At 68.2% G+C, this 23,788-nt stretch carries 24 protein-coding genes; 18 read left to right on the top strand and 6 right to left on the bottom strand.

Annotated features, from left to right (window positions below):
* Both pilM and coaD read right to left on the bottom strand, forming a co-directional pair.
* Positions 1–1,080, bottom strand: a complete 1,080-nt coding sequence (gene pilM, locus ABFD52_13855) for a type IV pilus assembly protein PilM (GenBank protein MEN6561850.1) — start codon at positions 1,078–1,080, stop codon at positions 1–3.
* A gap of 12 nt (positions 1,081–1,092) precedes the next feature.
* Positions 1,093–1,599 carry a pantetheine-phosphate adenylyltransferase gene (gene coaD, locus ABFD52_13850; protein ID MEN6561849.1) on the bottom strand — a complete coding sequence of 169 codons (507 nt, stop codon included), beginning with the start codon at positions 1,597–1,599 and terminating at the stop codon, positions 1,093–1,095.
* A 248-nt stretch (positions 1,600–1,847) separates the two neighbouring features.
* On the opposite strand from coaD, the gene ABFD52_13845 reads away from it, so the two are divergent.
* The 4 genes from ABFD52_13845 to ABFD52_13830 are packed head-to-tail and all read left to right on the top strand — an operon-like array spanning position 1,848 to position 7,231.
* Complete coding sequence (locus tag ABFD52_13845; GenBank protein MEN6561848.1) at positions 1,848–2,549, top strand: protein-L-isoaspartate(D-aspartate) O-methyltransferase; 702 nt, start codon at positions 1,848–1,850, stop codon at positions 2,547–2,549.
* Positions 2,550–2,609: 60 nt separating this feature from the next.
* Entirely contained in the window at positions 2,610–4,013 is a 1,404-nt protein-coding gene (locus ABFD52_13840; protein ID MEN6561847.1) for a phosphoglucomutase/phosphomannomutase family protein, read from the top strand.
* Positions 4,010–4,303: a septum formation initiator family protein gene (locus ABFD52_13835; GenBank protein ID MEN6561846.1), complete on the top strand. Its 294-nt coding sequence runs from the start codon at positions 4,010–4,012 to the stop codon at positions 4,301–4,303. The genes ABFD52_13840 and ABFD52_13835 overlap by 4 nt, the downstream gene beginning before the upstream one ends.
* A 15-nt stretch (positions 4,304–4,318) precedes the next feature.
* Complete coding sequence (locus ABFD52_13830; GenBank protein ID MEN6561845.1) at positions 4,319–7,231, top strand: ATP-dependent DNA helicase; 2,913 nt, start codon at positions 4,319–4,321, stop codon at positions 7,229–7,231.
* Positions 7,232–7,293: 62 nt separating this feature from the next.
* Here the strand turns inward: ABFD52_13830 and sppA are convergent, their stop codons facing one another.
* Entirely contained in the window at positions 7,294–9,012 is a 1,719-nt protein-coding gene (gene sppA, locus ABFD52_13825) for a signal peptide peptidase SppA (GenBank protein MEN6561844.1), read from the bottom strand.
* A 108-nt stretch (positions 9,013–9,120) separates the two neighbouring features.
* On the opposite strand from sppA, the gene ABFD52_13820 reads away from it, so the two are divergent.
* The 10 genes from ABFD52_13820 (at position 9,121) to rimI (ending at position 16,478) form a co-directional block, all read left to right on the top strand.
* Positions 9,121–9,426, top strand: coding sequence for an RNA-binding protein (locus ABFD52_13820; protein MEN6561843.1), 306 nt, complete (start codon positions 9,121–9,123; stop codon positions 9,424–9,426).
* A gap of 177 nt (positions 9,427–9,603) precedes the next feature.
* Complete coding sequence (locus tag ABFD52_13815; GenBank protein MEN6561842.1) at positions 9,604–10,197, top strand: sigma-70 family RNA polymerase sigma factor; 594 nt, start codon at positions 9,604–9,606, stop codon at positions 10,195–10,197.
* Positions 10,198–10,271: 74 nt separating this feature from the next.
* A complete protein-coding gene (locus ABFD52_13810; protein ID MEN6561841.1) occupies positions 10,272–11,000 on the top strand; it encodes a hypothetical protein in 729 nt (242 codons plus the stop codon).
* A 1-nt stretch (position 11,001) separates the two neighbouring features.
* Entirely contained in the window at positions 11,002–11,865 is an 864-nt protein-coding gene (locus tag ABFD52_13805) for a hypothetical protein (GenBank protein ID MEN6561840.1), read from the top strand.
* 22 nt (positions 11,866–11,887) lie between these two features.
* A complete protein-coding gene (locus ABFD52_13800; protein MEN6561839.1) occupies positions 11,888–12,280 on the top strand; it encodes a hypothetical protein in 393 nt (130 codons plus the stop codon).
* Positions 12,281–12,437: 157 nt separating this feature from the next.
* On the top strand, positions 12,438–13,691 hold the full coding sequence (locus ABFD52_13795) for a 3-isopropylmalate dehydratase large subunit (protein ID MEN6561838.1): 1,254 nt from the start codon (positions 12,438–12,440) through the stop codon (positions 13,689–13,691).
* The gene (locus ABFD52_13790) at positions 13,688–14,179 is read left to right on the top strand and encodes a 3-isopropylmalate dehydratase small subunit (GenBank protein MEN6561837.1); all 492 of its coding nucleotides are present in this window, start codon (positions 13,688–13,690) and stop codon (positions 14,177–14,179) included. The genes ABFD52_13795 and ABFD52_13790 overlap by 4 nt, the downstream gene beginning before the upstream one ends.
* Before the next feature lie 2 nt (positions 14,180–14,181).
* Positions 14,182–15,297, top strand: coding sequence for an isocitrate/isopropylmalate dehydrogenase family protein (locus ABFD52_13785; GenBank protein MEN6561836.1), 1,116 nt, complete (start codon positions 14,182–14,184; stop codon positions 15,295–15,297).
* A 21-nt stretch (positions 15,298–15,318) separates the two neighbouring features.
* Entirely contained in the window at positions 15,319–16,011 is a 693-nt protein-coding gene (tsaB, locus tag ABFD52_13780; protein MEN6561835.1) for a tRNA (adenosine(37)-N6)-threonylcarbamoyltransferase complex dimerization subunit type 1 TsaB, read from the top strand.
* The gene (gene rimI, locus ABFD52_13775) at positions 15,999–16,478 is read left to right on the top strand and encodes a ribosomal protein S18-alanine N-acetyltransferase (protein MEN6561834.1); all 480 of its coding nucleotides are present in this window, start codon (positions 15,999–16,001) and stop codon (positions 16,476–16,478) included. Before tsaB ends, rimI begins: the two co-directional genes overlap by 13 nt.
* On the opposite strand, the gene truA is transcribed toward rimI, so the two are convergent.
* Both truA and ABFD52_13765 read right to left on the bottom strand, forming a co-directional pair.
* A complete protein-coding gene (gene truA / locus ABFD52_13770) occupies positions 16,472–17,200 on the bottom strand; it encodes a tRNA pseudouridine(38-40) synthase TruA (GenBank protein MEN6561833.1) in 729 nt (242 codons plus the stop codon). The two genes, rimI and truA, sit on opposite strands and share 7 nt — an antisense overlap.
* 1 nt (position 17,201) lies before the next feature.
* Positions 17,202–17,669, bottom strand: a complete 468-nt coding sequence (locus ABFD52_13765; protein ID MEN6561832.1) for a TIGR00725 family protein — start codon at positions 17,667–17,669, stop codon at positions 17,202–17,204.
* Positions 17,670–17,784: 115 nt separating this feature from the next.
* Between ABFD52_13765 and ABFD52_13760 the strand changes: the two genes are divergently transcribed.
* From ABFD52_13760 to ABFD52_13745, 4 genes are all read left to right on the top strand, one after another.
* Positions 17,785–18,558 carry a hypothetical protein gene (locus tag ABFD52_13760; protein MEN6561831.1) on the top strand — a complete coding sequence of 258 codons (774 nt, stop codon included), beginning with the start codon at positions 17,785–17,787 and terminating at the stop codon, positions 18,556–18,558.
* Positions 18,559–18,609: 51 nt separating this feature from the next.
* Entirely contained in the window at positions 18,610–20,130 is a 1,521-nt protein-coding gene (locus ABFD52_13755; GenBank protein ID MEN6561830.1) for a YifB family Mg chelatase-like AAA ATPase, read from the top strand.
* 180 nt (positions 20,131–20,310) lie between these two features.
* A complete protein-coding gene (locus ABFD52_13750; GenBank protein MEN6561829.1) occupies positions 20,311–21,696 on the top strand; it encodes an amino acid permease in 1,386 nt (461 codons plus the stop codon).
* Positions 21,697–21,752: 56 nt separating this feature from the next.
* Complete coding sequence (locus tag ABFD52_13745; protein ID MEN6561828.1) at positions 21,753–22,187, top strand: DUF296 domain-containing protein; 435 nt, start codon at positions 21,753–21,755, stop codon at positions 22,185–22,187.
* A gap of 81 nt (positions 22,188–22,268) precedes the next feature.
* Here ABFD52_13745 and hutI read toward each other — a convergent pair whose 3' ends face one another.
* On the bottom strand, positions 22,269–23,549 hold the full coding sequence (gene hutI / locus ABFD52_13740; protein ID MEN6561827.1) for an imidazolonepropionase: 1,281 nt from the start codon (positions 23,547–23,549) through the stop codon (positions 22,269–22,271).
* Positions 23,550–23,788: the final 239 nt, after the last annotated feature.

Here is a 23,788-nt window from a genome sequence, read left to right as displayed (position 1 = left end):
TTACTTCTCCACCTTTCGGGTTGCCAAGCCGACGGCGACGCCGAAGATCGGCGCCATGTCCGTGAAGTAGACCGCGTCGAACTTCTTGTCATCGACCCGGATATTGCTGAAGGGATTGAGGATCTCCGTCTTGATCCGGAACTTGGTCTCGAAGGCGCTGACCATGTTCTGGACATTGGCCAGCCCGCCGCTGAGGATGATCTGCTCGATCTTCCGCTCCCGCTTCTCCGAGGCCTCGTAGAACGAGAAGGTCTTCTCGATCTCGTCAAGGAGGTCCCGGACGTTCATCTGGAGGAGCGCCGTGAACTGGTCCGGGGCCGCGGCCTTGCCGGGGATGCCCTTGAGGAGCTTCTCGGCCTCCTCGAAGGAAATGCTGAGCTCCTTGCGGATGTTCTCGGTGAAGAAGAAGCCGCCGAGGGACAGGTCGCGGAACAGCTGCGGCGTGCCGCGCTCGACGATGACGACGTTGGTGATGTTGGCCCCGATGTTGATCAGGGCGATCGTCTTGCCGGAGAAGCTCTCCGGGTAGGAGATCTCGAGGACGTTCTGCAGGGCGAAGACGTCGACCTCGATGCTTTGCAGGTTCTTGCGGGCCTGGGCGATGACGTTGCTGTAGTTGGCTATCTTGTCCTTCTTGGCGGCGACGAGCAGGATGTCGAGGTTCTTCTCGTCCGTCGATCGCGACGGCTTGAGGATGGCGTAGTCGACGTTCGTCTCCTCGTAGGGGTAGGGAATGTTGTGCTTGGCCTCCCAGATGATGCTTTCGGCCAGCTCCTGCTTCTCCATGACCGGGAGGGAGATCTTCTTGATGATGACCGAGTTGCCGGAGATGGAGATGGCCACGTCCTTGGTCGAGATCTTGTTCTCCTCGAAGACGAGGCGGATGGTCTCGACGACCGCGGAGGAGTCGATGATCGTGCCCTCGACGATGGCGTCATGGGGCAGCGGCTCGTAGCCGATCTTGACGAGGTCGTAGGCCTCCTCGCCGCCCTTCTTCCGGGAGCGGAGCTCGACGGCCTTGACGGCGTAGGATCCAATATCCAGCCCGACCACGCTTTTTTCCCGAGAGAGTCCGAACATGTTTGCCCGCCTTTATGGGATTTGGACCTTTTTCGACCTGCGCAACTTGTCCCGGAGCTTCCGGACCACGGACCCGGGAACGAGGCCCTCGACCGAGCCGCCTAGGCCGGCGACCTCCTGGACCACGCTCGAGCTGAGGAACGTATAATCGACGCTCGGCATCATGAAGAACGTCTCAATGTCCGGGGCCAGGCTCCGGTTCATCAGGGCCATCTGGAATTCGTATTCGAAGTCCGAGAGGGCCCGCAGGCCCCGGATGACCACGGTCGTCCCCTGGTCCCGGGCGAAATCGACGAGCAGGCCGTCGAAAGCCCGGACCTCGACCTCCGGCCTCGAAGCAAAGATCTCTTGGATCATTTTTACCCTCTCTTTAGTCGTAAAGAGAGGGTGCTTTTTGGGGTTTTTCAGGACGGCCACGACCACCCGGTCGAAGATCTTGAGCCCGCGCTCGATTATGTCCACATGGCCGTTGGTGATGGGGTCGAACGATCCGGGGTAGATGGCATTCTTTTCCGGCATCTCGACTCCCAGTTAGTTCCACATCGGATTTGCTTATCCAAATATCATGAAATCAGGTGATTGTCAACGAAAATCCCGGGGGGAGAAGGCCCCCAAAGCGCCCTCCGGAAGGGGCTGGTTCGCCGCGCCGGGATGTGCCATAATTGGGGGCGGAGGGACCGCCCATGAGGGGCTCGGCAGACGAGGGGGACCCGACAGGGAGGGGACAGAATCATCTCCGCCCTAACCCGCTGTCACCGCTGGGGGTGATGGCCCTGGGCCTGCTCCTGGCCGCCGCGGGCGCCGGCAGCCCGGCGCAGACCGAGGCGGACTTCGCCGCCAGGCGGAAGGCCATGGTCATGCTCCAGATCGCGGCCCGGGGCGTCCGCGACTCCCGCGTCCTCGCGGCCATGGCCGAGATCCCCCGCCACCTCTTCGTCCCGGCGGAAGCCGCCGGCCAGGCCTATGAGGACCATCCCGTGCCGATCGGGGCAGGGCAGACCATCTCCCAGCCCTACGTCGTCGCCTTCATGACCGAGTGCCTGAAGCTCCGGGGGCGGGAGAAGGTGCTCGAGGTCGGCACGGGGTCCGGGTACCAGGCGGCCGTGCTCGGACGCCTGGCCGCGAGCGTCTTCACCATCGAGATCGAGGCCGGGCTGGCCCGGCGGGCCGCCGCCCTCCTCGGGCGTCTCGGCTTCGCCAACGTCCACGTCCGGGCCGGGGACGGCTTCTTCGGCTGGCCCGAGGAGGCCCCCTTCGACGCGGTGATGGTCACGGCCGCCGCGCCGGAGGTCCCGCCGGCCCTGTTCGCCCAGCTGGCGGAGGGAGGCCGCCTGATCATCCCGCTCGGCGACCCTGCGGCGTTCCAGCGCCTGACCGTGATCACGAAACACGCCGGCCGGCCCCGCGTCGAGCGCGTCCTCGACGTCCGCTTCGTCCCCATGACCGGGGAGATCCTCAAAAGGAAATGACCGCGGGGAATGAGGGCCGGCGCGTTGCTTTTGGGGGGAGTTTGTGCTAATTTCCAGACAATGATCATCCGTTTCGGCACATCCGGCTGGCGCGGGGTGATGGGCGAGGACTTCACCTTCCACAACGTCCGCGTCGTCATCCAGGCGGCCGCCAACTACCTCAAGGGCCGCTACGGCGACGCCCCGGTCGCCGTGGTCGTCGGCTACGACACGCGGTTCCTCTCGGACCGCTACGCGTTCGAGGCGGCCAAGCTCCTGGCCCGCAACGGGATCCAGGTCCTCCTGGCCGACCGCGACGCGCCCTCCCAGGCCCTGGCCTGCCAGATTATCAAGAGAAAATGCCAGGGCGGCATCAATTTTACCGCCTCGTTCAACCCGCCCCGCTACAACGGCCTCAAGTTCAACGGGGCCGCGGGCGCTCCGGCCATGCCCGAAGTGACCGACGCCATCGAAGCCGAGGTCCGCCGGCTGATGCCCCGCTTTTCCGGCCTGACCACGCATCTCATCGACGCCGACATCTCCCGCATCGACCTCCAGGCCGACTACCTGGCCCATCTGCAGAGCCGGATCGACTTCGACGCCATGCGCCGGGCCGGCCTCAAGGTCGCCGCCGACCCGCTCTACGGCACTAGCCGCGAGTACCTGGACGAGATCCTCGAGGAGAACGGGATCGAGGTCGAGGGCCTCCACGGCTACGTCGATCCCTACTTCGGCGGGGTCAGCCCTTCCTGCACCGAGGAGAACCTGGCCGAGCTAAAGGCCCACGTCGTCGCGACCGGGTGCCGCGTCGGCCTGGCCACCGACGCCGACGGCGACCGCTTCGGCATCATCGACGAGCAGGGCGGCTTCGTCCACCCTAACATCATCCTGGCGCTGCTGCTGCGCTACCTCGTCGAGGTCAAGGGCTGGCGCGGCGGCGTGGCCCGGTCGTTCACGACCACCCATCTCCTCGACCGCATCGCCCGCCGGCACGACCTGCCGCTGACGGAGACGAAGGTCGGCTTCAAGTACATGGCCGACCTCTACCTCAAGGGCCAGATCATGTTCGGCGGCGAGGAGAGCGCCTGCATCGCCGTCAGGGACCACCTGCCCGAGAAGGACGGCATCTTCGCCGGCCTGCTGGTGGCCGAGATGATCGCCGCGACGGGCCGCAGCCTCGGGGCCCTGCGCGAGGAGCTCGTCCGGGACTACGGGACCCTGACCGGCGGCCAGCGGACGCTGCCCCTGACCCCGGAGCGGGCCAAGAAGCTCAAGGCGCTCGTCCAGGAACCGCCCTCGAAACTGGGACGGCGCAAGGTCGAGGCCGCGGAGACGCTCGACGGGCTCCGGCTGAACTTCGGCCAGGGCCGCTGGGTCGTCCTGCGCCAGTCGGGGACCGAGCCGGTGATCCGCTGCTACGCGGAGGCGGAGTCCGGCGACGAGGTCGCCGCGATCCTGAAGAAGGGGATCGAGGCGGTCCGGTGAAAAAGAAGATCCTCGTTCTCGGCGGCGTCTGCGTTCTCCTGATCATGGTCTTCACGGCCCTGTTCGGCAAGAAGGGCGTCATGGAGCTGCGCCGGTCCCGCCGCGAGCTGGCCGCCCGGGCCGAGCGGATCCGGGCCCTAGAGGTCGAGCGGGACCGCCTCGAAGCGGAGATCCGCCGGCTCGAGACCGACCCGCGGGCCGTCGAGAAGCCGGCCCGGGAGAAGCTCGGCCTGGCCGCGCCCGGCGAGAAGATCGTCGTCGATCCCGCCCCGCCGGCCGGCAAGAAGTAGGCCCGGCCCGCCGCCATGCCACGCCCGCCGGAGGAAAAGGCCCTGCTCGAGGGCCTCAATCCCGCCCAGCGCCGGGCCGTCCTGCACGGCGGGGGGCCGCTGCTCATCGTCGCCGGCGCCGGGACGGGCAAGACCAAGGTCCTGACCCACCGCATCGCCCGGCTGATCGCGGCCAAGGCCGCCCGGCCCGACCAGATCCTGGCCGTGACCTTCACCGAGAAGGCCGCCAGCGAGATGGAGGCCCGGGTCGACGTCCTGGTGCCCTACACCTCGTCCTTCGCCGAGATCAGCACGTTCAACTCCTTCGGCGAGCGCGTCCTGCGCGACTACGCCCTGGACGCCGGCTATCCGCCGGACTTCCGGCTGCTGGCCGACGTCGACCAGGCCGTTTTCTTCCGCGAGAACCTGTTCCGCCTGCCGCTCGACTATTACCGGCCCCTCGGCCAGCCGACCCGGCACATCCAGGAGGTGCTCGAGGCCATCCGCCGTCTGAAGCAGGAGGACGTCCGGCCCGAGGACTATATCCGCTACGCCGAGGATCTCGGCCGCCGGGCCGCTGACGAGGCCGCCCGGGAAACGGCCCGCAAGCACCTGGAGATCGCCCGGGTCTTCGCCGCCTACCAGGCCCTGCTCAAGGACCGGGGCCTGATCGACTTCGAGGACCAGGTGACGCTCGTCGTCGACCTGCTACGCCGCCGCCCCTCGGTCCTCGACGAGGTCCGCCGCCGCTACCGCTACATCCTCGTCGACGAATTCCAGGACACGAACTATGTCCAGTTCGAGCTGGTCAAGATGCTGGCCGCGGAGCACCGGAACCTGACCGTGGTGGGCGACGACGACCAGAGCATCTTCCGCTTCCGCGGCGCCTCGCTCAGCAACATCCTCGGCTTCGAGGCGGTCTACCCGGAGGCGGAGCGGATCGTCCTGACGCGCAACTACCGCTCCACCCAGCCCATCCTCGACGCCTCCTATCGCCTCATCCGGCACAACGATCCGAACCGGCTCGAAGCCCAGGACCGGGTCGACAAGCGGCTCAGGGCGGCCTCGCGCGGCCGGGCCAAGAGCATCCACATGCTGTCCTTCGACACCCTGGCCCACGAAGCCGACGCCGTGGCCGGCCGGATCCTCGGGATCCGCGGGCAGGGCGCGGCCTGGCGGGACATGGCCGTGCTCGTCCGCCGCAACGCCGACGCCGACCCGTACCTGCGCTCCTTCAACATGAAGCAGATCCCCTACCGCTTCTCCGGCAGCCGCGGCCTCTACCAGCAGGAGGAGATCAAGGTCCTCGTCGCCTTCATCCGGGCGCTGACGGATTTCGAGAACAGCCGCGATCTCTTCTACCTGGCCCTATCGGACGTCTACAGGGCCGACGCGTACGACCTCAGCCGCGTCGCCGGCTACGCCGAGAAGAAGAACATCAGCCTCCACGACGTCTTCAAGACGATCGCCGCCGGTCCGAGCCCGGTCGAGATCGCGGCGCCGACCGCGGAGACGATCCGGCGCGTTTTCGCCGACATCGCGGCCTTCGCCGAGCTGGCCGGGGCCAAGAGCGCCGGCGAGGTCGTCTACGCCTTCCTCGAGCGGACCGGCTACCTCAAGGCCCTGGTCGAGCCGATGACCCTGGAGTCCGAGGTCCGGGTCAAGAACGTCCGCCTGTTCTTCGACAAGATAAAGGGCTTCTCCGAGTTCGTCGAGAACGCCTCGATCCGCTCCTTCGCGCGCTACCTCGACCTCCTGGCCGAGGTCGGCGACAATCCGGCCACGTCGGAGGCCGAGCTCGACGAGGACGCCGTCAGCGTCCTGACCGTCCATAAGGCCAAGGGGCTCGAGTTCGGGACCGTCTTCATCGTCGGCCTGATCGAGGACCGCTTCCCGGGCCGGGAGAGGCGCGACCGCATCCCCGTGCCGGACGGCGTCCTCAAGGAGACCCTGCCGGGACGGGAGAACTACGTCCAGGAGGAGCGGCGGCTCTTCTACGTGGCCATGACCCGGGCCAGGCGGGCTCTCTACATGACCTGGGCCCGGGACTACGGGACGAAGCGGTTCAAGCGGATCAGCCCCTTCATCCTCGAGGCCCTGGACATCCCCAAGATGCCCGAGGACGTGCTCAAGGCCTCCGTGCTCGAGGAGATCCGCCGCTACGCCCTGGCCGCGGGCCGGCCGGCGGCGCCGGCGTCCGTCCGTCCGTCCGGGACGCCGCGGCTAAGCTTCGTCCGGATCGAGGACTATCTCCTCTGCCCGCTCAAGTACAAGTTCCGCCACGACATGCGCGTGCCCATCCTGCCCCACCACGCCATCGTCTTCGGCCGGGTCCTCCACGGGGTCGTTTACGATTACCTCAAGAAGCGGATGCACGGCCGGGCCGTCACGATCGAGGACGTGCTCAACGATTACCGGGCCAGCTGGGTCAACGAGGGGTTCCTCAGCCGCGAGCACGAGGAGCTGCGCAAGGCGGCGGGGGAGAAGGCCCTGCGCCTCTTCTTCGAGCGCGAGGAAGGGTCCGGCCGGCGGCCTGCTTTCCTGGAACGGCCCTTCCGCTGGCAGGAGCGCGGGCTGCGCTTCTCGGGCCGGTTCGACCGGGTCGACTTCGAGGACGCCGGGGCGGTCATCATCGACTACAAGACGGCCGAGGTCGCCTCCCGGAAGGAGGCCGACCGGGCCGCGGCCGACAGCCTCCAGATGGACGTCTACGCCCTGTCTTTCCTGAAAACGGAGGGAATGGCCCCGGCCGAGACCAGGCTCCATTTCCTCGAATCGGACATCGTCGGCCGGGCCGCGAAGGGGCCGCAGGAGCTGGCCCGGGCGGCGGAGAAGATCCGCGAGGCGGCCGAGGGCATCAAGGCGGGCGACTTCGGGGCCAGGCCTGACTGGCACAGCTGCTCGGCCTGCGAATTCAAGACGATCTGCCCCTCGTCATTCGCCTATTGAGGGGCTGCACCCCAGGGAAGTCGCTTTAAGAGAGGGATCCCCCGAAATTCGAAGAGCCCGTCCTACTGCGGCTTGACCCAGAAGGGCATGACGGCCCAGATCCGGGTCTGGTTCATCATCCGGGCGGTCTCCAGGATCCGGTCGCGCCCCGCCGCGCTCTTGATCTCGGCCCCCAACCCGGGCCGGCTGAGGAGCGACTGCCAGAAGGTCCGTTTCCGCGGCCAGACGTCCAGGCGGACGTCCTCGTCGGCGTCGATCCCGGCCTCCTTCTTGGCGATGCCGATAGCCATGGTCAGGCCGCCGAGCTCGTCGACCAGCTTGAGGCCCTTGGCCTGACGCCCCGTCCAGATGCGGCCCTTGCCGACGGCGTTGACCTGGTCCCGGGTCAGGCCCCGGCCCTCGGCCGTCCGGGTCAGGAACTGCTCGTAGGTCCAGAGGATCTCGTCCTTGAGGATCTTGCGCTCCCGGTCCGTGAACGGCCGGAAGACCGAGAAGACGTCGGCCTTCTCGCCGAAGGTGACCTTTTCCGCGGTCACGCCGAGCTTGCTCAGCAGCCCGTCGATGCTGAACTTGCCGGCCAGGACGCCGATGGACCCGGTCAGGGTCTGGGGCGCGGCCACGATCCTGGTCGCCGACATGGCGATCCAGTAGCCGCCGGATCCGGCCACGTCCGACATGGAGACGATGACCGGCTTGGCCTTCTTGGCCAGGGCGACCTCGCGCCAGATGACGTCCGAGCCGACCGACGACCCGCCGGGGCTGTCGATCCGCAGGACGATGGCCTTGATGCCCGGGTCGGTGCGGGCCGTCCGGATCCAGCGGGCCACCGTCGAGCCGCCCATGATCGGGGACAGGCTCTCGCCGGTCATGATCGTGCCCACGGCGTAGATCAGGGCGACCGTGTGGGGGCCGGTCTCCAGGCCGAGCGACGAGGGCTTGACCCGCGTGTAGTCGTCGAACCGGACCGGGGCGGTCGTCCCGCCGTTGCGGCGGAGAAGCTCCTGGATCTCGTCCTCGTAAAGGCAATCGTCGACCAGGCCGGCCGCCTTGGCCTCGTCGCCCTGGAAAAAGCCGCGGTCGACCAGGGCCCGGAACTCGGCCTCGGTCTTGCCCCTGGCCTTGGCGACGGCGCTCACGTACTGGGCGAAGAGGTCGCCGTAATAGGATTCCGTCTCCTCGCGATGGGCCGGGGTGAAGCCCTTCTCGGTGAACATGTTGTAGGCGGTCTTGTACTCCTCGACGTGCTCGAACTCAGCACGGATGCCGAGCTTGTCCAGGGTCCCCTTCAGGAACGGGACGTAGCCGCCGATGCCGTTGACGCCCAGCCAGCCCAGGGGATGGAGGATGATCCGGTCGCAGGCCGTGGCCAGGAAGTACTCCATGTCGAAATCGGGCGCCTCCTCGATCACGGCATAGGCCTTCTTGCCCGAGCGGCGGAAGTCGAGGACGGCCTCGCGCATCTCGTTGGCCTTGGCCCAGTCGCACTGCATGAGGCCGAGGCGCAGGACGACGGCCTGGACCCGGTCGTCGACCTTGGCTTTCCGCAGGTTGGCCCAGAAGTCGTGGACGGCCAGCGGCCTCGTCCCCGTGATAAAGGCAACCAGGGCGTCGGGCGGCGCGATCTCGGCGATCTCGCCGGAGAGGCGCACGTCGAGGTAGCCGCGGGCCGGGATCTCGACGGCCCGCCCTCCGACGTCCTCGACCAGTACGAAGAACGTGCCCACGGCCGCCAGGGCCAGGAAGAACAGGACGATGAGGACGATGTACGTGGATTTCTTCATCGGGATGCTCCTCCGTTTCCGGGCTTCTCGATTCTATCAGAAACGTGCTTGATTTCAATCCGTGAAATATGGACAATGGGCTCTCGGGAAAAACAGGAGGTGTGGGGAATGTCGCTTTCAAAGCTCTACGTCGGGAACCTCAACTACCGGACCACCGAAGACGCGCTGAAGCAGCTGTTCGCCCAGCACGGCGAGGTCGCATCGGTCAACATCCTGCAGGGCCGCGGTTTCGGCTTCGTCGAGATGGCGACGCCGGAGGCCGCCCAGGATGCCAAAGGCAAGCTCAACGGGACGGAGTTCGACGGCCGCAAGCTCATCGTCAACGACGCCCGGCCGCGGGCCGAAGGGCCCGGCGCCGACCGGCGCTTTCCCGGCGGCGGCGGCGGCGACCGCCGCGGCTTCTCTCGCTTCTGATCGCCTCCGGGTTCCCTCCGGGACCGGCCCTCCGCCGGGAGGCCGGCGCCTCCACGGGCCCGTCCTCTCTCCATCCTCCGGCGGGGGCGGGGATCTCGTCCCTGACCGCGGCTTGATATCGTCTCGCGAAGGCGTAAACTTTGGGCGGTCCGGGTTCGTTGATCCCTATGAGGGCCCATGAGTGAAGTCCCCGTGGAAAAAGAGGTCGGAGCGGCGGAGATCGCCGCGCTCCTCGAGAAGGTCCGGGACGGGGACCGCGAGGCGTTCATGACGATCACGAGGCTCTATCAGCGGAAGGTGTTCGTCATGACCTACTCCATCCTGCGCGACCGCGAAGACGCCCTCGACGCGGTCCAGGAGACCTTCCTCCGGCTCTACCAGAAGGCCGGAATGTACAAGCCCGGCAACTCGTTCCAGGGCTGGCTCCTGCAGATGGCCAAGAACATCAGCATCGACCATTACCGCAAGAACAGGAAGAAGCGGCGGGAGTGGGAGACGACGACGCCGGTCGACGAGATCCAGGTGGCAGCCGATCCGGTCCGCGAGGGCGATTCGGCCGCCACGGATCTGCGGCAGGCCTTCGCCCGGTCCGTGGACACGCTGGCCGAGCGCCAGAAGATGGTCTTCATCATGAGACATTACAACGAGCTCCAGTTCAACGAGATCTCCGAGGCCATGGAGATCTCGATCGGGACGGCCAAGTCCCTCCATTTCAAGGCCGTCCAGAATCTCCGGAAGCGCCTGGCGCCGGTCCTGGGGATCGAGTCATGAGCCGGCGCAAGACGGCCGGGACGGAGTGGGCCGACATCCTCGCGGAGGGACCGGGGGAGGGAAGGAGAAAGGCGATGGACGAAAAGAAGGGGAACAGCCACGGAAGCCGGGCCGGGGCGGCGGCCGCGGCCGTCGACCGGCTCCTCGGGGAGACGGCGGCCGTCCGGGCCGAGATCCGCCGGGCGGCCGATTCGGTCGACTGGGACTCCCTGCCGGCCATCATCGCCGGCCTGGCCATGGCCGGGGGAGAAAAGGCCGTCCCCGGGAGGGCGCGCTCCCGGGCCCGCCTGTCCTGGCCGGCGGCCTTCCGGATGCGGCCCGCGCTGGCCGGCCTGGCCGCCGGCCTGGCCGTCGGCGCCGTCGCCATGTACGTCGTCCTGAAGGCCCCGGGCTCGCGCCCGGGCCGCGACGACGCCTATTACGCCTCCGGCGAATTCCTGGACCGGGCCGAGCGCGAGATGGCCCGCCGGAACACGCTCGATTACCTGGAGAAGAGCCAATACGTGCTCCTCGATGTCTTCGAATCGGCCGGCGAAGGCCCCGTCGTGCCGGCGGCCGTCCGTACGGAACGGGCCCGGGACCTGCTGCAAAAGAAGAAATACCTCAACGCCCAGCTCGAGACGCTCCAGATGGCCAAGGCCAAAGCCATCTGCGACCAGATCGAGACGCTCTTCCTCGAGCTCTCCCAGATCGACAACGAGCTGCCGGCCGCCGAGCTCGGGAGGATCCGAAGCTATGTCGAGGAGCGCCAGCTTCTCCTCAAGATCAACCTGGTCAAGAAAGAACTGCAAAGCGGGATCTGACATGAGAAAAACCACCCTGACATTCTGTCTGGTCCTGGCTCTCGGGCTGGGGCAGGCGGCCTCCCTCAGGGCCAGCGTCCAGGCGGCGACGGATGAATCCCTCTTCCGCGAGGCCAAGCTCCTCGTCTTCGACAAGAGCTGGACGGCGGCCCTCGACAAGATCGACGAGCTCATCGACAAGTTCCCCTCGAGCCCGCTGGCCGGCCAGGTCCTCTTCTATAAGGGAGAGTGCCTGAGCGGCATGGGCGGCCGGGAGAAGGACGCCCTGCGGGCCTATAAGAGCTATATCCGGCTGGAGGACGCCAAACCCAGCCTCGTCGAGGAATCGGAAGGTTCGATCGTCGACCTGGCCTTCGACCTGTACCAGGGCGGGGACGAGTCCGCCCTCCGGGACATCGAGAGCCGGCTCGACCACGCGAACAAGGTCGTCCGGTACTACGCGGCCTACAAGCTGAGCTTCGTTTCCGACAAGAAGGAGGCCGCCAAGGCCGCCCCCGTCCTGGCGAGGGTCGTCGAGACCGAGAAGGACCCCGAGCTCCTCGACCGGGCCCGCATCGCCCTGCTGCGCGTCTCGCCGGAGAGCCTCAAGTCGGCCGAGGAGAGAAAGCCCCGCGTGGAATCGACGGTCCGCATGCTCCGGATCCGGATCCGGGAAGCCGGCCGGAAGGAACCGGCCTTTTCGATCAACATCCCCTTCGCCCTGGCCGACCTGGCCCTGAACGCCATGGACGAGGACGCCAAGGCGGCCATGCGCAAAAAGGGCTACGACATCGCCAAGATAATGAGCGAGCTGGCCAAGTCCAAGGAGAGCCTCCTGCGCATCGCCGGCGAGGATGGCTCGGTCATCGAGATCTGGATCGATTGACGGAGAGACAAGGAGGATCGTCATGAAGAGGACAGCGTTCGCGGCCATTCTCATCCTGAGCGTCGCCGTCCCGGCCGTCCCGGCCGGGGCCGCCAGGCGCAACGACTTCCGGGTCATCCAGAACGCCGTGAAGAACTCTCCCGCCCCCGAGAGGAGCCGGGACCGGGAGCCCCGCTGGCTCAAGGTCACGATCCAGGACGCCGGCTCGGGCGAGGCCGGCGTCAGGATCACCCTGCCCGTCGCCCTCATCGAGGCCGTCCTCGGCTCGAAGGACTGCCGGCGCTTCAAGCTCGACGAGGACTGCTGCGAGATCGACCTCAAGGCCGTCTGGAGCGCGCTGAAGAAGGCCGGGCCGCTGGCGCTCGTCGAGATCAAGGGCGACGATGGAGCCGTCATCAAGGTCTGGTTGGAATAGCCTCGAGGTCGCTTCCCCCCGAGACTCATCTCGCCCGTCTTCGGACCGGCTGGATCAGCGCTTAGGCTCGCGTCGACGACGCCCTCGGCCAGGCGATCGCCGGACGCGTTGACAAGGCCTCCGGCGCCCCATAAAATGGGGTTTCAGGAGGTCGAACGTGGGAAAGACGCTGTCGGAAAAGGTCCTCGGCCGCAAGGCCGGCAAGGACGTCCAGGCGGGCGAGGTCGTCACCGTCTCGCCCGACTACGTCCTGTCGCACGACAACTCCGCGGCCATCATCAAGGAGTTCCGGAAGCTCGGCGTCGGGAAGGTCAAGGCGCCGGGCCGGATCGTCATCGTCCTCGACCACGTCGTCCCGGCCGCCGACGAGAAGTACGCCCAGAACCACAAGTCCATCCGCGAGTTCGTCGCCGAGCAGGGCATCCCGAACTTCTTCGATATCAACGCGGGCGTCTGCCACCAGGTCCTGCCCGAACAGGGCTTCGCCCTGCCGGGCCTGGTCATCGTCGGCAGCGACTCCCACACCCCGAGCTACGGGGCCCTCGGCGCCTTCGCCACCGGCATCGGCCGGACGGAGACCGCCTGCACCTGGGCCACCGGCGAGATCTGGCTCCGCGTCCCGGAGACCATGCGCATCGACCTCTCCGGCCGCCTGGGGCGCGGCGTCTTCGCCAAGGACCTCAGCCTGAAGCTCATCGGCGACCACGGCGCCGAGATGGCCAACTACAAGGCCGTCGAGTTCGCCGGGCCGTCCGCCGGCGGCTTCAGCGTCGGGGCCCGCCTGACCCTGGCCAACATGTCGGCCGAGATGGGGGCCAAGAACGGCTACTTCGCCCCGGACGACAAGGCCCTGAAGTGGCTCGAAGGCCGGGCCCGGCAGCCCTTCACGGCCCTGTCGTCCGATCCCGACGCCCGGTACGAGTCGGTCCTGGCCGTCGACCTCGGCGCGCTCGAGCCCCAGGTCGCTTGCCCGCACACGGTCGACAACGTCAAGCCGGTCGCCGCCGTCGCGGGCAAGCCCGTCAACCAGGTCCTGATCGGCACCTGCACCAACGGCCGGCTCGAGGACCTCGAGGCCGCGGCCGCGATCCTCAGGGGCCGCAAGGTCCATCCCGCCGTGCGGGCCCTGGTCCTGCCGGCCTCCTGGCAGGTCTATCGCGAGGCCCTCGCATCCGGCGCCCTGTCGGCCCTCGTCGAGGCCGGCTGCGTCATCCTCAATTCCGGCTGCGGGCCGTGCCTCGGCGCCCACGAGGGCCTCATGGCCGCCGGCGAGGCCTGCCTGAGCACCTCGAACCGCAACTTCCGCGGCCGCATGGGGAACCGCGATTCCGAGATCTATCTCGCCTCGCCGGCCACGGCCGCCGCGACCGCCGTCACCGGGCGGATCACCGATCCGAGGGAGTTCTCATGAGCCAAGGCAAGGTCTGGAAATACGGCGACAGCGTCAACACCGACGTCATCTTCCCCGGCCGCTACACCTACCAGATCATGACGCCCGAGGAGATGGCCAAGCACGCCATGGAAGACCTCGATCCCGGCTTCGCGGCCAAGGTCAAGCCGGGCGACGTCGTCGTCGCCGGCAAGAACTTCGGTTGCGGCTCGTCCCGGGAGCAGGCCGCCGCCTGCCTCAAGGCCGCCGGGGTCCAGGCCGTCGTGGCCAAGTCCTTCGCCCGCATCTACTTCCGCAACGCCATCAACCTCGGCCTGGCCGTCCTCCAGTGCGCCGAGGCCGTCGACGCCCTGGAAACGGGCGACTCGGCCGACATCGACTTCGCCCGCGGCGAGATCAGCTCGGCCAGGGGGCTCTTCCATTTCAGCCCCCTGCCGGAATCCGTGCTCGGCATCATCGCCGCCGGCGGCCTGATCGAATACACGAAGAAAAAGCTCGAAAAGGAGTGACCATGCCCAAGTACAGGATCGCTGTTCTCCCCGGCGACGGGGTGGGGAAGGACGTCGTCGAAGCGACGATGATCGTCCTCAATAAGATCGGCCTGGACGCCCAGTTCATCTATGGCGACATCGGCTGGGAATTCTGGTGCAAGGAGGGGAACCCACTGCCAGACCGGACCCTCAAGCTCCTGCGGGAGACCGATGCCTGCCTCTTCGGCGCCATCACCTCGAAGCCCAGGGAAGACGCCGACCGCGAGCTCGACCCGTCGCTCCGGGGCAAGGGCCTGTCCTATTTCAGCCCGATCGTCCGGCTGCGCCAGGAGTTCGACCTCTACCAGAACCTGAGGCCCTGCAAGGCCTACGCTGGCAACCCCCTGAACTACAAGGAAGGCATCGACCTGGTCATCTTCCGCGAGAACACCGAGGGCCTGTACGCCGGGGTCGAGTTCTTCCCCCTGTCCCAGGTCGTCCGCGACGCCCTGCTGACGAACCCCAAGATGAAGCGGTTCAAGGACGTCCCGGCCGGCGAGATCGCCATCTCGACCCGGATCATGACCAAGCCGGCCTGCGCCCGCATCGTCCGGGCGGCCTTCGAGTTCGCCCGCAAGTATCACCGCAAGTCGGTCACCCTGATCGAGAAGCCAAACGTCCTGCGCGAGACCGGCGGCCTGATGCTCGACACGGCCCGCGAGGTCGCCAAGGGCTATCCCGACATCAAGTTCTGGGACGCCAACGTCGACGCCATCTGCATGTGGCTGCTCAAGAACCCCCACGACTACGATATCCTCGTGGCCGAGAACCTCTTCGGCGACATCGTCTCCGACCTGGCGGCCCAGCTCGTCGGCGGCCTGGGCTTCGCCTGCAGCGGCAACATCGGCGACAAGTACGGCGTCTTCGAGCCGACCCACGGCTCGGCCCCGAAATACGCGGGGATGTACAAGGTCAACCCCATCGCCACGGTCCTGGCCGCCAAGATGATGCTCGACTGGATCGGCGAAACGGCCAAGGGCGCGGCCATCGAGGCCGCCGTCGCCGAGGTCATCAGGGAGGGCCAGGTCCGGACCTACGACATGGGCGGAAAAGCGACCAGCCTCGACGTCGGCCGGGCTATCGCCGCCAAGCTCTAGGCAGGCTTCAGGCAGCCGGCCGTGCTCATTCTTGCAGTCGACACGACGACGCCCGGGGGCTCCGTGGCCCTCCTCGAGGACGAGACGCTCCTGGGCGAAGTCAACGTCGAGTCGGCCGCGACCCACTCGGCCCGGCTCTTCCGGTCGATCGATTTCCTGACGGGCGCGCTCGGCCGCGACATCCGGGCCGTCGACGGCTACGCCGTGGCGGCCGGGCCCGGCTCGTTCACCGGCATCCGCATCGGCCTCGGCGCCGTCAAGTCGCTGGCCTTCGCCTCGGGCCGGCCCGTCGCCCCGGTTTCGACCCTCCGGGCCCTGGCCGAGAAGCTGGCCGCCGACGGCGCAGGCGGGGGCCTCGTCTGCCCGCTCCTCGACGCCAAGAAAGGCGAGATCTACGCCGGGCTCTTCGAGGCCCGGGAAGGCGGGCTCGTCGAGGTCCTGCCCCAGGGCGCCTACGATCCGGGCGAGCTCTTTGCCCGGCTGCCCGCCGGCCGGGTCATCGCCTTCGCCGGGAGCGGCCTGGCCGCCTACGGCGACGCGCTCCGGTCGCGGGTCGGGGACCGGGCCCGCTATCCCCGCCGCTCGCCGTTCATCGCGGCCGAGGTGGGTCGTCTCGGCGGCCGCCTGCTCCGGGAGGGCAAGGGCGTCGACGCGGCCTCGCTCGAGCCGCTCTATTTCCGGAGATCCCAGGCCGAGGAGACATGCCGGACCTGACCCAGGAAGGGGAGCGCTTCTTCATCCGCCGGATGAGGGAGTCCGACCTGGCCGCCGTCCGGGCCATCGAGACCCTGTCCTTTTCCAATCCCTGGAGCGAGAACACCTTCCTCGGCGAGATCCAGAACACCTCGGTCTCGTTCCCCCTGGTTGTGGTCAAGCGGCCGGCCGGCACGGTCGTGGGCTATATCATCTACTGGCAGATCAGGGACGACGTCCAGGTCAACAACCTCGCCGTCCATCCCGACTGCCGGGGCCTGGGGCTGGGCGAGGCCATGCTGCGCCACGCCATCGCCAAGACCCGCGAAGCCGGCGCGGCCTTCATGACCCTGGAGGTCCGGCAGTCCAACACGCCGGCCCTGACCCTCTACAAGAAGCTGGGCTTCGAGATCATGGGCGTCCGGAAGAACTATTACACCAGGCCGGACGAGGACGCCTTCGTCATGGCCCTCGTCCTCGATCAGTAGTCGATCCGGACGAGGGTCAGGCCCCTGGCCGCGGCCGTCGGCCCGGCCAGGGAGCGGTCCTTGCGCCTGAAGATCCCGTCCAGCTCCTCCGGCTCCAGCCGGCCCCGCCCGACCTCGAGGAGCGTGCCGACGATCGTCCGGACCATGTAGCGGAGGAAGCCCGAGGCTTCGATCGTGTAGACGATCTCGTCGCCGGAGATCCGCAGCTCGGACCGGGTGACGGTCCGGACAGGGGAGCGGTCCCGGTTCGAGGAGAAGGCGGTGAAATCGGCCGTCCGGGCGAACAGGCGGGCCGCCTGCCGCATCTTGCCGGTCCGGAGCGGGTAGGGCCAGTGCAGGACGTAGCGCCGGTCGAGCGGGCTCGGCTGGGGCGCGTGGACGATCCGGTAGCGGTAGAGCTTCGACCGGGCGGACTTGCGGGCGTGGAATTCCGGCGGCGCCTCCTCCAGGGAGAAAACCCGGACGTCCCCCGGCAGCACGGCGTTGAGCGCCCGGAGGAGGACCTCGCCGGAGAGCTTGAAGGCGCCCCGGAAGCTGGCCACCTGTCCCAGGGCGTGGACGCCGGCGTCGGTCCGGCCCGCGCCGTGGACGACGGTCCTCTTCCCGGTGATCTTGTGGAGAGCCGCCTCGAGGACGCCCTGGATCGTCCGGGCCTCGGGCTGGCGCTGCCAGCCCTTGAAATCCGTGCCGTCGTAGCCGAGGACGATCCGGTAGTTCTTCATCTCAGCCGGCCAGCCCCTCGAGGGCCCGGCGGACCGCCTCTTCGGGCGTGGCCGCCGCTTCGACGCCCTTGACCTCCCAGGAGCCGAGCCCGACGACCCGCTTGCCGTGGATCTTGCCGTAAGCGATCTCGGACAGCGTGCCGTACTCGCCGTCCACGGCGATGACCGCGTCGGCGTTCATGACCACCAGGGCGTTGCGGGTGTAGCCCAGGCCGGTGGCGATGGGCACGTCGACCCAGGGATTGGCGTCGGCCGGCGAACTGCCGGGCAGGATCCCGACGACCAGGCCTCCTTCCTCGCGGGCGCCGCGCGAGGCCGCTTCCATGACCCCGCCGAGCCCGCCGCAGACGACGACGGCCCCGGCCCGGGCGATGAGCCGGCCGACTTCGACGGCCGCCTCGACGGCCTGCCGGCCGGGCCGGCTGCCGCCGATCACGGCGACGCGGATCCTCTTGCGGAGATCTTTCATGGGCGTCCTCTCCCGTTCGATCGTCCGCCCCATTTTACCACACGCGCGGGGCGGTCATCGGACTTGATAGGTTCGTCCGGTTTTTGGCATAATAGCCGCAACAACGGGAAGCACCATGCCATTCATCAATTACGCCACCAAGTCGATCGCCATCAAGATCGTCTATTACGGCCCCGGCTTGAGCGGCAAGACGACCAACCTCCGCTACATCTACTACAAGCTCGACAGCGCCTCCCGCGGCGAGCTCGTCTGCCTCGAGACGGATACGGACCGGACCTATTTCTTCGACCTCCTGCCCATCCGGGCCGGGATGATCGCCGATTTCAAGGTCCATTTCCAGCTGATGTCCGCCCCGGGCCAGGTCTTCTACGAGGCCTCGCGCAAGAGCGTCCTGCGCGGCGCCGACGGCATCGTCTTCGTCGCCGATTCCCAGATCCCGCTGCTCGACGCGAACCTCGAGAGCTTCGACGGCCTGCGCCGCAACTGCGTCCAGAACGACATCGACCTGATGAAGATCCCGCTCGTCTTCCAGTACAACAAGCGGGACCTGGAATACCTCATCCCCGTCGAGACCTTCAACAACCTGCTCAACCCCCGCCGCTCGCCCTGGGTCGAGGCCGTGGCCGTCAACGGCGTCGGCGTCTTCGAGACCCTGCGCGAGATCTCCAAGCTGACCGTGCCCATCGTCCGGGACCGGCTCTTCGGCCCCAGGCCCCGGCCCGAGGCCGAGCCCGCCACGATCGCGGCGCCCGTCCCGCTCGAGCCGCCGGTCGCCCCGCCCGCGCCGCCGGCGCCGGTGCCGAACTACACGACCCGGATCACGGTCAAGTCCCGCAAGGAGATCGAGGAGGAGCTCGAGCGGCTGTCCCGGGAGTACGTCGGCAAGTAGCCGCCGCGAGACGCAACCAGCGGGCCCGCGCGTCCTTTATAGACGGGCCCCATGCTGTACCGTATCACCAGCGCCGCTCTCCACGGGATCGAGGCCTACCCTGTCGAGGTCGAGGTCGACATCTGTCCCGGCTTCCCGACCTTCGTCACCGTCGGTCTGCCTGACGCGGCCGTCCGGGAGAGCAAGGAGCGGGTCCGGGCGGCCCTCAAGAACTGCGGCTACGACCTCGCGTCCAAGCGCATAACCATCAACCTGGCCCCGGCCGACCGGCGGAAGGAGGGCTCCGCCTTCGACTTGCCCATAGCCCTGGGCTTCCTTGCCTACCTCGACGTCGTGCCGGCGGCCCGTCTCGGCGACTATCTCTTCGTCGGCGAGCTGGCCCTGGACGGCCGGCTCAAGCCGGTGCGCGGCGTCCTGCCCATCGCCCTGATGGCCAGGCGGGCCGGGTTCCGCGGCATCGTCGTGCCGGCCGTGAACGCCCGGGAAGCGGCCCTGGTCCGGGAGATCGAGGTCTTCGCCCTTGACGACATCGTCCGCGTCGTCCGCCTCCTCCGCGAGCCGGGCGACGTCGCCCCCTGCCGCTTCGACGAGAGGGAGCTCGTCGGGCCGGCCGCCTACCCGGTCGACTTCGAGGACGTCAAGGGCCAGCAGCACGTCAAGCGGGCCCTCGAGGTGGCCGCGGCCGGCGCCCACAACGTCCTCCTTGTCGGGCCGCCCGGGGCGGGCAAGACCATGCTGGCCCGGCGCCTGCCGACCATCCTGCCGGAGATGTCCTACGACGAGATGCTCGAAGTGACGCGCGTTTACAGCGCGGCCGGCCTGCTGGCCGGCTCGGGGACGGTGGCCACGCGGCCGTTCCGGGCCCCGCACCACACGGTCTCGGACGCCGGCCTCGTCGGCGGCGGCCTGACGCCCAAGCCGGGCGAGGTCAGCCTGGCCCACCACGGACTGCTCTTCCTCGACGAGCTGCCGGAGTTCAAGCGCAAGGTCCTCGAGGATCTGCGCCAGCCGGTCGAGGACGGCCGGGTCACCGTGGCCCGGTCGGGCTACTCGGTCGAGTTCCCGGCGGCCTTCATGCTGGTCGCGGCCATGAACCCCTGCGCCGACGTCCGCCGCGGCCTCCTCGGCCGCGAGGCCGACTGCACGGAGAGCGAGAAGGCCCGCTATTATTCGAAGATCTCCGGGCCGCTCCTCGACCGCATCGACATCCAGCTCGAGGTCCCGGAGGTCAAGTTCCGTGACATCGTCTCCCGGACGCCGGCCGAGAGCTCGGCCGCCATCCGGGCCCGGGTGACGGCGGCCCGGGCCCGGCAGTCGGCCCGGTTAGCCGGGCGCCGCATCTTCGCCAACGCCCGGATGGGGCCGAAGGAGGTCAAGCAGTTCTGCCGGCTTCCCGGCGAGGCCGAGGCCCTCCTGGAGACGGCCGTGACCAAGCTCGGCTTCAGCGCCCGGGCCTACGACCGCGTCCTCAAGGTGGCCCGGACGATCGCCGACCTCGAAGGGAGCGACGGGATCGCCGCGGCCCACGTCTCCGAGGCCGTCCAGTACCGGATGCTGGACCGCCTGCGCTGACGGCGCTGTCGCCGGCCGCTCCTCGGGGGGCTATGGCGGGATGGATGACAAGGGCCGCGCGTCGCGTCCCGGCCCTTCCCGAAGCGTCCGAATTCCTCAGGCAAACCGCGATTGCGCTTTTTCCCGGCTCTTGATAGAATTCCGCGCTATGGACGTTCCGGTTAAAAGGAGTTAAGCCGCATGGACCAGAACCCCCAAGTCTGCGTTCCCGTCGACAAGACCAAGATCGCGCTGCCGCGCATCCTGTCTCTCTGGGACGTCGTCATGATCGTCATCGGCGGCGTCGTCGGTTCGGGCATCTTCCTGTCCCCCTCCGAGATCGCCGCGGCCGTGCCTTCGCCGCTCCTGATGCTCCTCGTCTGGGTCGTCGGGGGCATGTTCAGCTTCTTCGGCGCCGTGGCCTTCGCCGAGCTCGGCGCGGCCATGCCCGAAGCCGGCGGCATCTACATCTACCTCCGGGAGGCCTACGGCCCGCTCCTGTCCTTCCTTTTCGGCTGGACCCTGTTCCTGGTCATCGACTCGGGCTCCATCGCCACCCTGGCCGTGGCCTTCTCGCACAACATCCTGCCCCGCTTCGTCGACATGTCGCCGGTCGTCATGAAGATCATCGCCGCCGCCTTCGTCCTCTTCCTCGGCGCGGTCAACTACGTCGGCCTGCGCTGGGGCTCGAAGCTCCAGAACTGGACGACCTATCTCAAGATGGGCGCCATCGGCATCATCTGCATCGGCGTCTTCTTCTTCGCCAAGGGCCACGGCCAGGTCCGGAACTTCGTCGAGCCGGGCCCGGGACCGTTCAATTTCGGGCTGCTCGGCGCCTTCGGCATCGGGCTGGTCGCTTCGCTCTGGGCCTACAAGGGCTGGGAAGCGGCCACCTACAGCGCCGGCGAGGTCAAGAACCCGAAGAAGAACCTGCCCCTCGGCATCCTGATCGGCACCGTGGCCGTCATCGTCCTCTATGTCCTGGCCAACCTGGCCTACCTCTACATCATGCCGGTCGGCAAGATCGCCGCCTCGGAAGGCCGGGTCGCCCTCGACGTCATGCAGATCATCGGCGGCCCCTTCTGGGCCTCGCTCATCACCTTCCTGATCCTCTTCTCCATCCTCGGCGCGGCCAACCAGAACATGCTGACCTCCCCGCGGGTCTATTTCGCCATGGCCCGCGACGGCATGTTCTTCAAGAAGATCGCCGAGTGCCATCCCAAGTTCCTGACCCCTCACGTCTCGATCATGGCCATCACCGCCTGGAGCATCGTGCTGACCCTGACCGGTACGTTCAAGCAGCTCTTCACCTACGTCATCTTCGGCGAGTGGATCTTCTTCGGCATGACCGTCTTCTCGGTCATCGTCCTGCGGAAGAAGCGGCCGGACCTCGAACGGCCCTACAAGACCTGGGGCTACCCGGTGACGCCCGTCCTCTTCGTCCTGGCGGCCATCTACGTCGCGGTGGGCGCGCTCCTCGGCTCCTTCAAGAACGCCATGTTCGGGCTGCTCATCATCTGCCTGGGCATCCCGGCCTACCTGTACTGGAAGACCAAGCTCGACAAGGCGGCCAAGCCGGCCGCCTGATCGCCAAGGCAAGAGGGGCGGTCCCCCTTCGGGGACGGTCCCCCGGGGAGGACGGCATGAAGTATTTCGTGCTGGGATCGACCTATGTCGTCCGGCTGGACGCCGGAGAGAAGATCGTCGAGACGCTCGCGGCCCTCTGCGAGCGCGACGGCATCGGGGGCGGGTACTTCCAGGGCCTGGGCGCGGCCGGAGAGGCCGAGATCGGCTGGTTCGACGCCGCGGCCAAAAGCCATGTCTGGACCACGCTGCCGGGGCCGTCGGAGATCGTCTCCCTCGCGGGCAATATCACCAAGGTGGACGGACATCCCTTCGTCCACGCCCATGTCTCGTTGGCAGGTAAGGACCTGGCCGTCCGGGGCGGGCATCTGAAGGAAGCGGTGGTTTCGGTGACCTGCGAGATCACCCTGGTCCGGTTCAGGGACGATATCGGCAGGAAAAAGGACGAGGCCAGCGGCTTCCTGAAGCTCGCCCTCGAGCCGGACGGGGATTGAGGGCCAGGGCGGCGTGAGCGGGGCGGCGGCCGAGCCAGGCCAGGCGGATGACGTAGCGGCGGGGATCGAGGCGGGGCGACATCAGCGGGCCGCCACCCGGCGGCCGTCCTCGACGACGACCCGGCCGTTCTTGATCACGGTCCGGACCGGGTTGCGCCCGGCCTCGTAAGCCAGCGAGACGTGATCGGGGACGTCGCACAGCAGCAGGTCCATCTTTTTCCCGGGCTCGAGGCTGCCCACTGCGTCGTGACGCCGGATGGCGTAGGCCGCGTTGGCGGTGCAGGCCGTGATGGCCTCCTCGACCGTCATCCCCAGCGTGAAGACGCCGAGCTGCAGGACGAACGGCATCGAGCCGATGTGCGAGCTCCCGGGGTTGAAATCGGAGGCCAGGGCCACGGCCGCCCCGGCGTCGATGAGGCGGCGGGCGGGCGCGCGCCTGTCCATCATCAGGAAGAACGGCACGCCCGGCAGGAGGATGGCCGCCGTGTCGCTGGCCGCGAGGCGCGAGATGCCCTCGTCGGAGACGGCGATGAGATGCTCGGCCGAGACGGCCCCGGCCCCGACGGCGAGCTCGGCCCCGCCGAGGGAGACGAATTCGTCGGCGTGGACCTTGATCTTGAAGCCGGCCGCCTTGGCCGCGGCGACGAGCGTCCCGGTCTCCTCGAGGGTGAAGGCGCTCGGCTCGCAGAAGACGTCGAAGAACTCGGCCAGGCCGCGCCGGCCGACCTCGGGGATGAGGGTCTCGACGAGCAGGCGGACGTACTCGCCGCGCCGGTCGCGGTATTCGGGCGGGATGTCGTGGGCGCCCATGAAGGTCGGGACGATGTCGACGGGGTGGAGGGCGGCGGCGTCGCGCAGGGCCTCGAGCTGCTTCACCTCATCCTCGAGGTTGAGGCCGTAGCCGCTCTTGGCCTCGGCGGTCGTCGTGCCCGTGAGGAGCATGCGGTCGAGGCGCTTGAGGGTCAGGGCGAGGAGGTCGTCGAGCGAGGCCGCCCGCGTCGCCTTGACCGTCGTCTGGATGCCCATGCCGCGCTCGGCCAGCTGCTGGTAGGTCCAGCCCTGGATGCGCAGGCCGAATTCCCGGGCCCGGTCCCCGGCGAAGGGGAGATGGGTGTGGGCGTCGACGAAGCCGGGCAGGGCCACGAAGCCCCGGGCGTCGACCGTGACCGCCGCCGGCTCGGGGGCGACGCCGGCGTGGAAGTCCTCCTCGGTCCCGGCGAAGACGATCGTGCCCCCGGAAGACGCCACCCAGCCGTTCTCCACCGCGCCGATCCGCCGCAGGTCCGGGCCGCGCCTGGGCAGGGGCCCGGCGCAGGTGACGAGCTCGCGGCAGCCGGCGACGACGAGATCAGCTGATGTCATGGGGCGACTTCCTCATCGTCGAGTGCTTGGTCCGGCGGATGAACGAGGGCGTCTCGTACGTCTCCCACTGCTTGTCGGCGGCGGCCGGCGGGTCCCAGGCCGGCGCCGCGGTCGCCCGCGGCTCGAACAGGTAGGGCGGGGTCTGCTGGGAGACGGGGAAGGGGGCCGGCGTCCTGGAGCGGGCCGGCCCGGGGGCCGGCTCTTCGATCCCGGCCGGGGTCGGCGGGGCGGCGGCCAGG

Source organism: Acidobacteriota bacterium (assembly GCA_039683095.1).
GTDB lineage: Bacteria > Acidobacteriota > Aminicenantia > Aminicenantales > Saccharicenantaceae > RBG-16-66-30.
The sequence above is the reverse complement of the archived record's forward strand: the minus strand, read 5'-3'. Positions and strand labels throughout refer to the sequence as shown.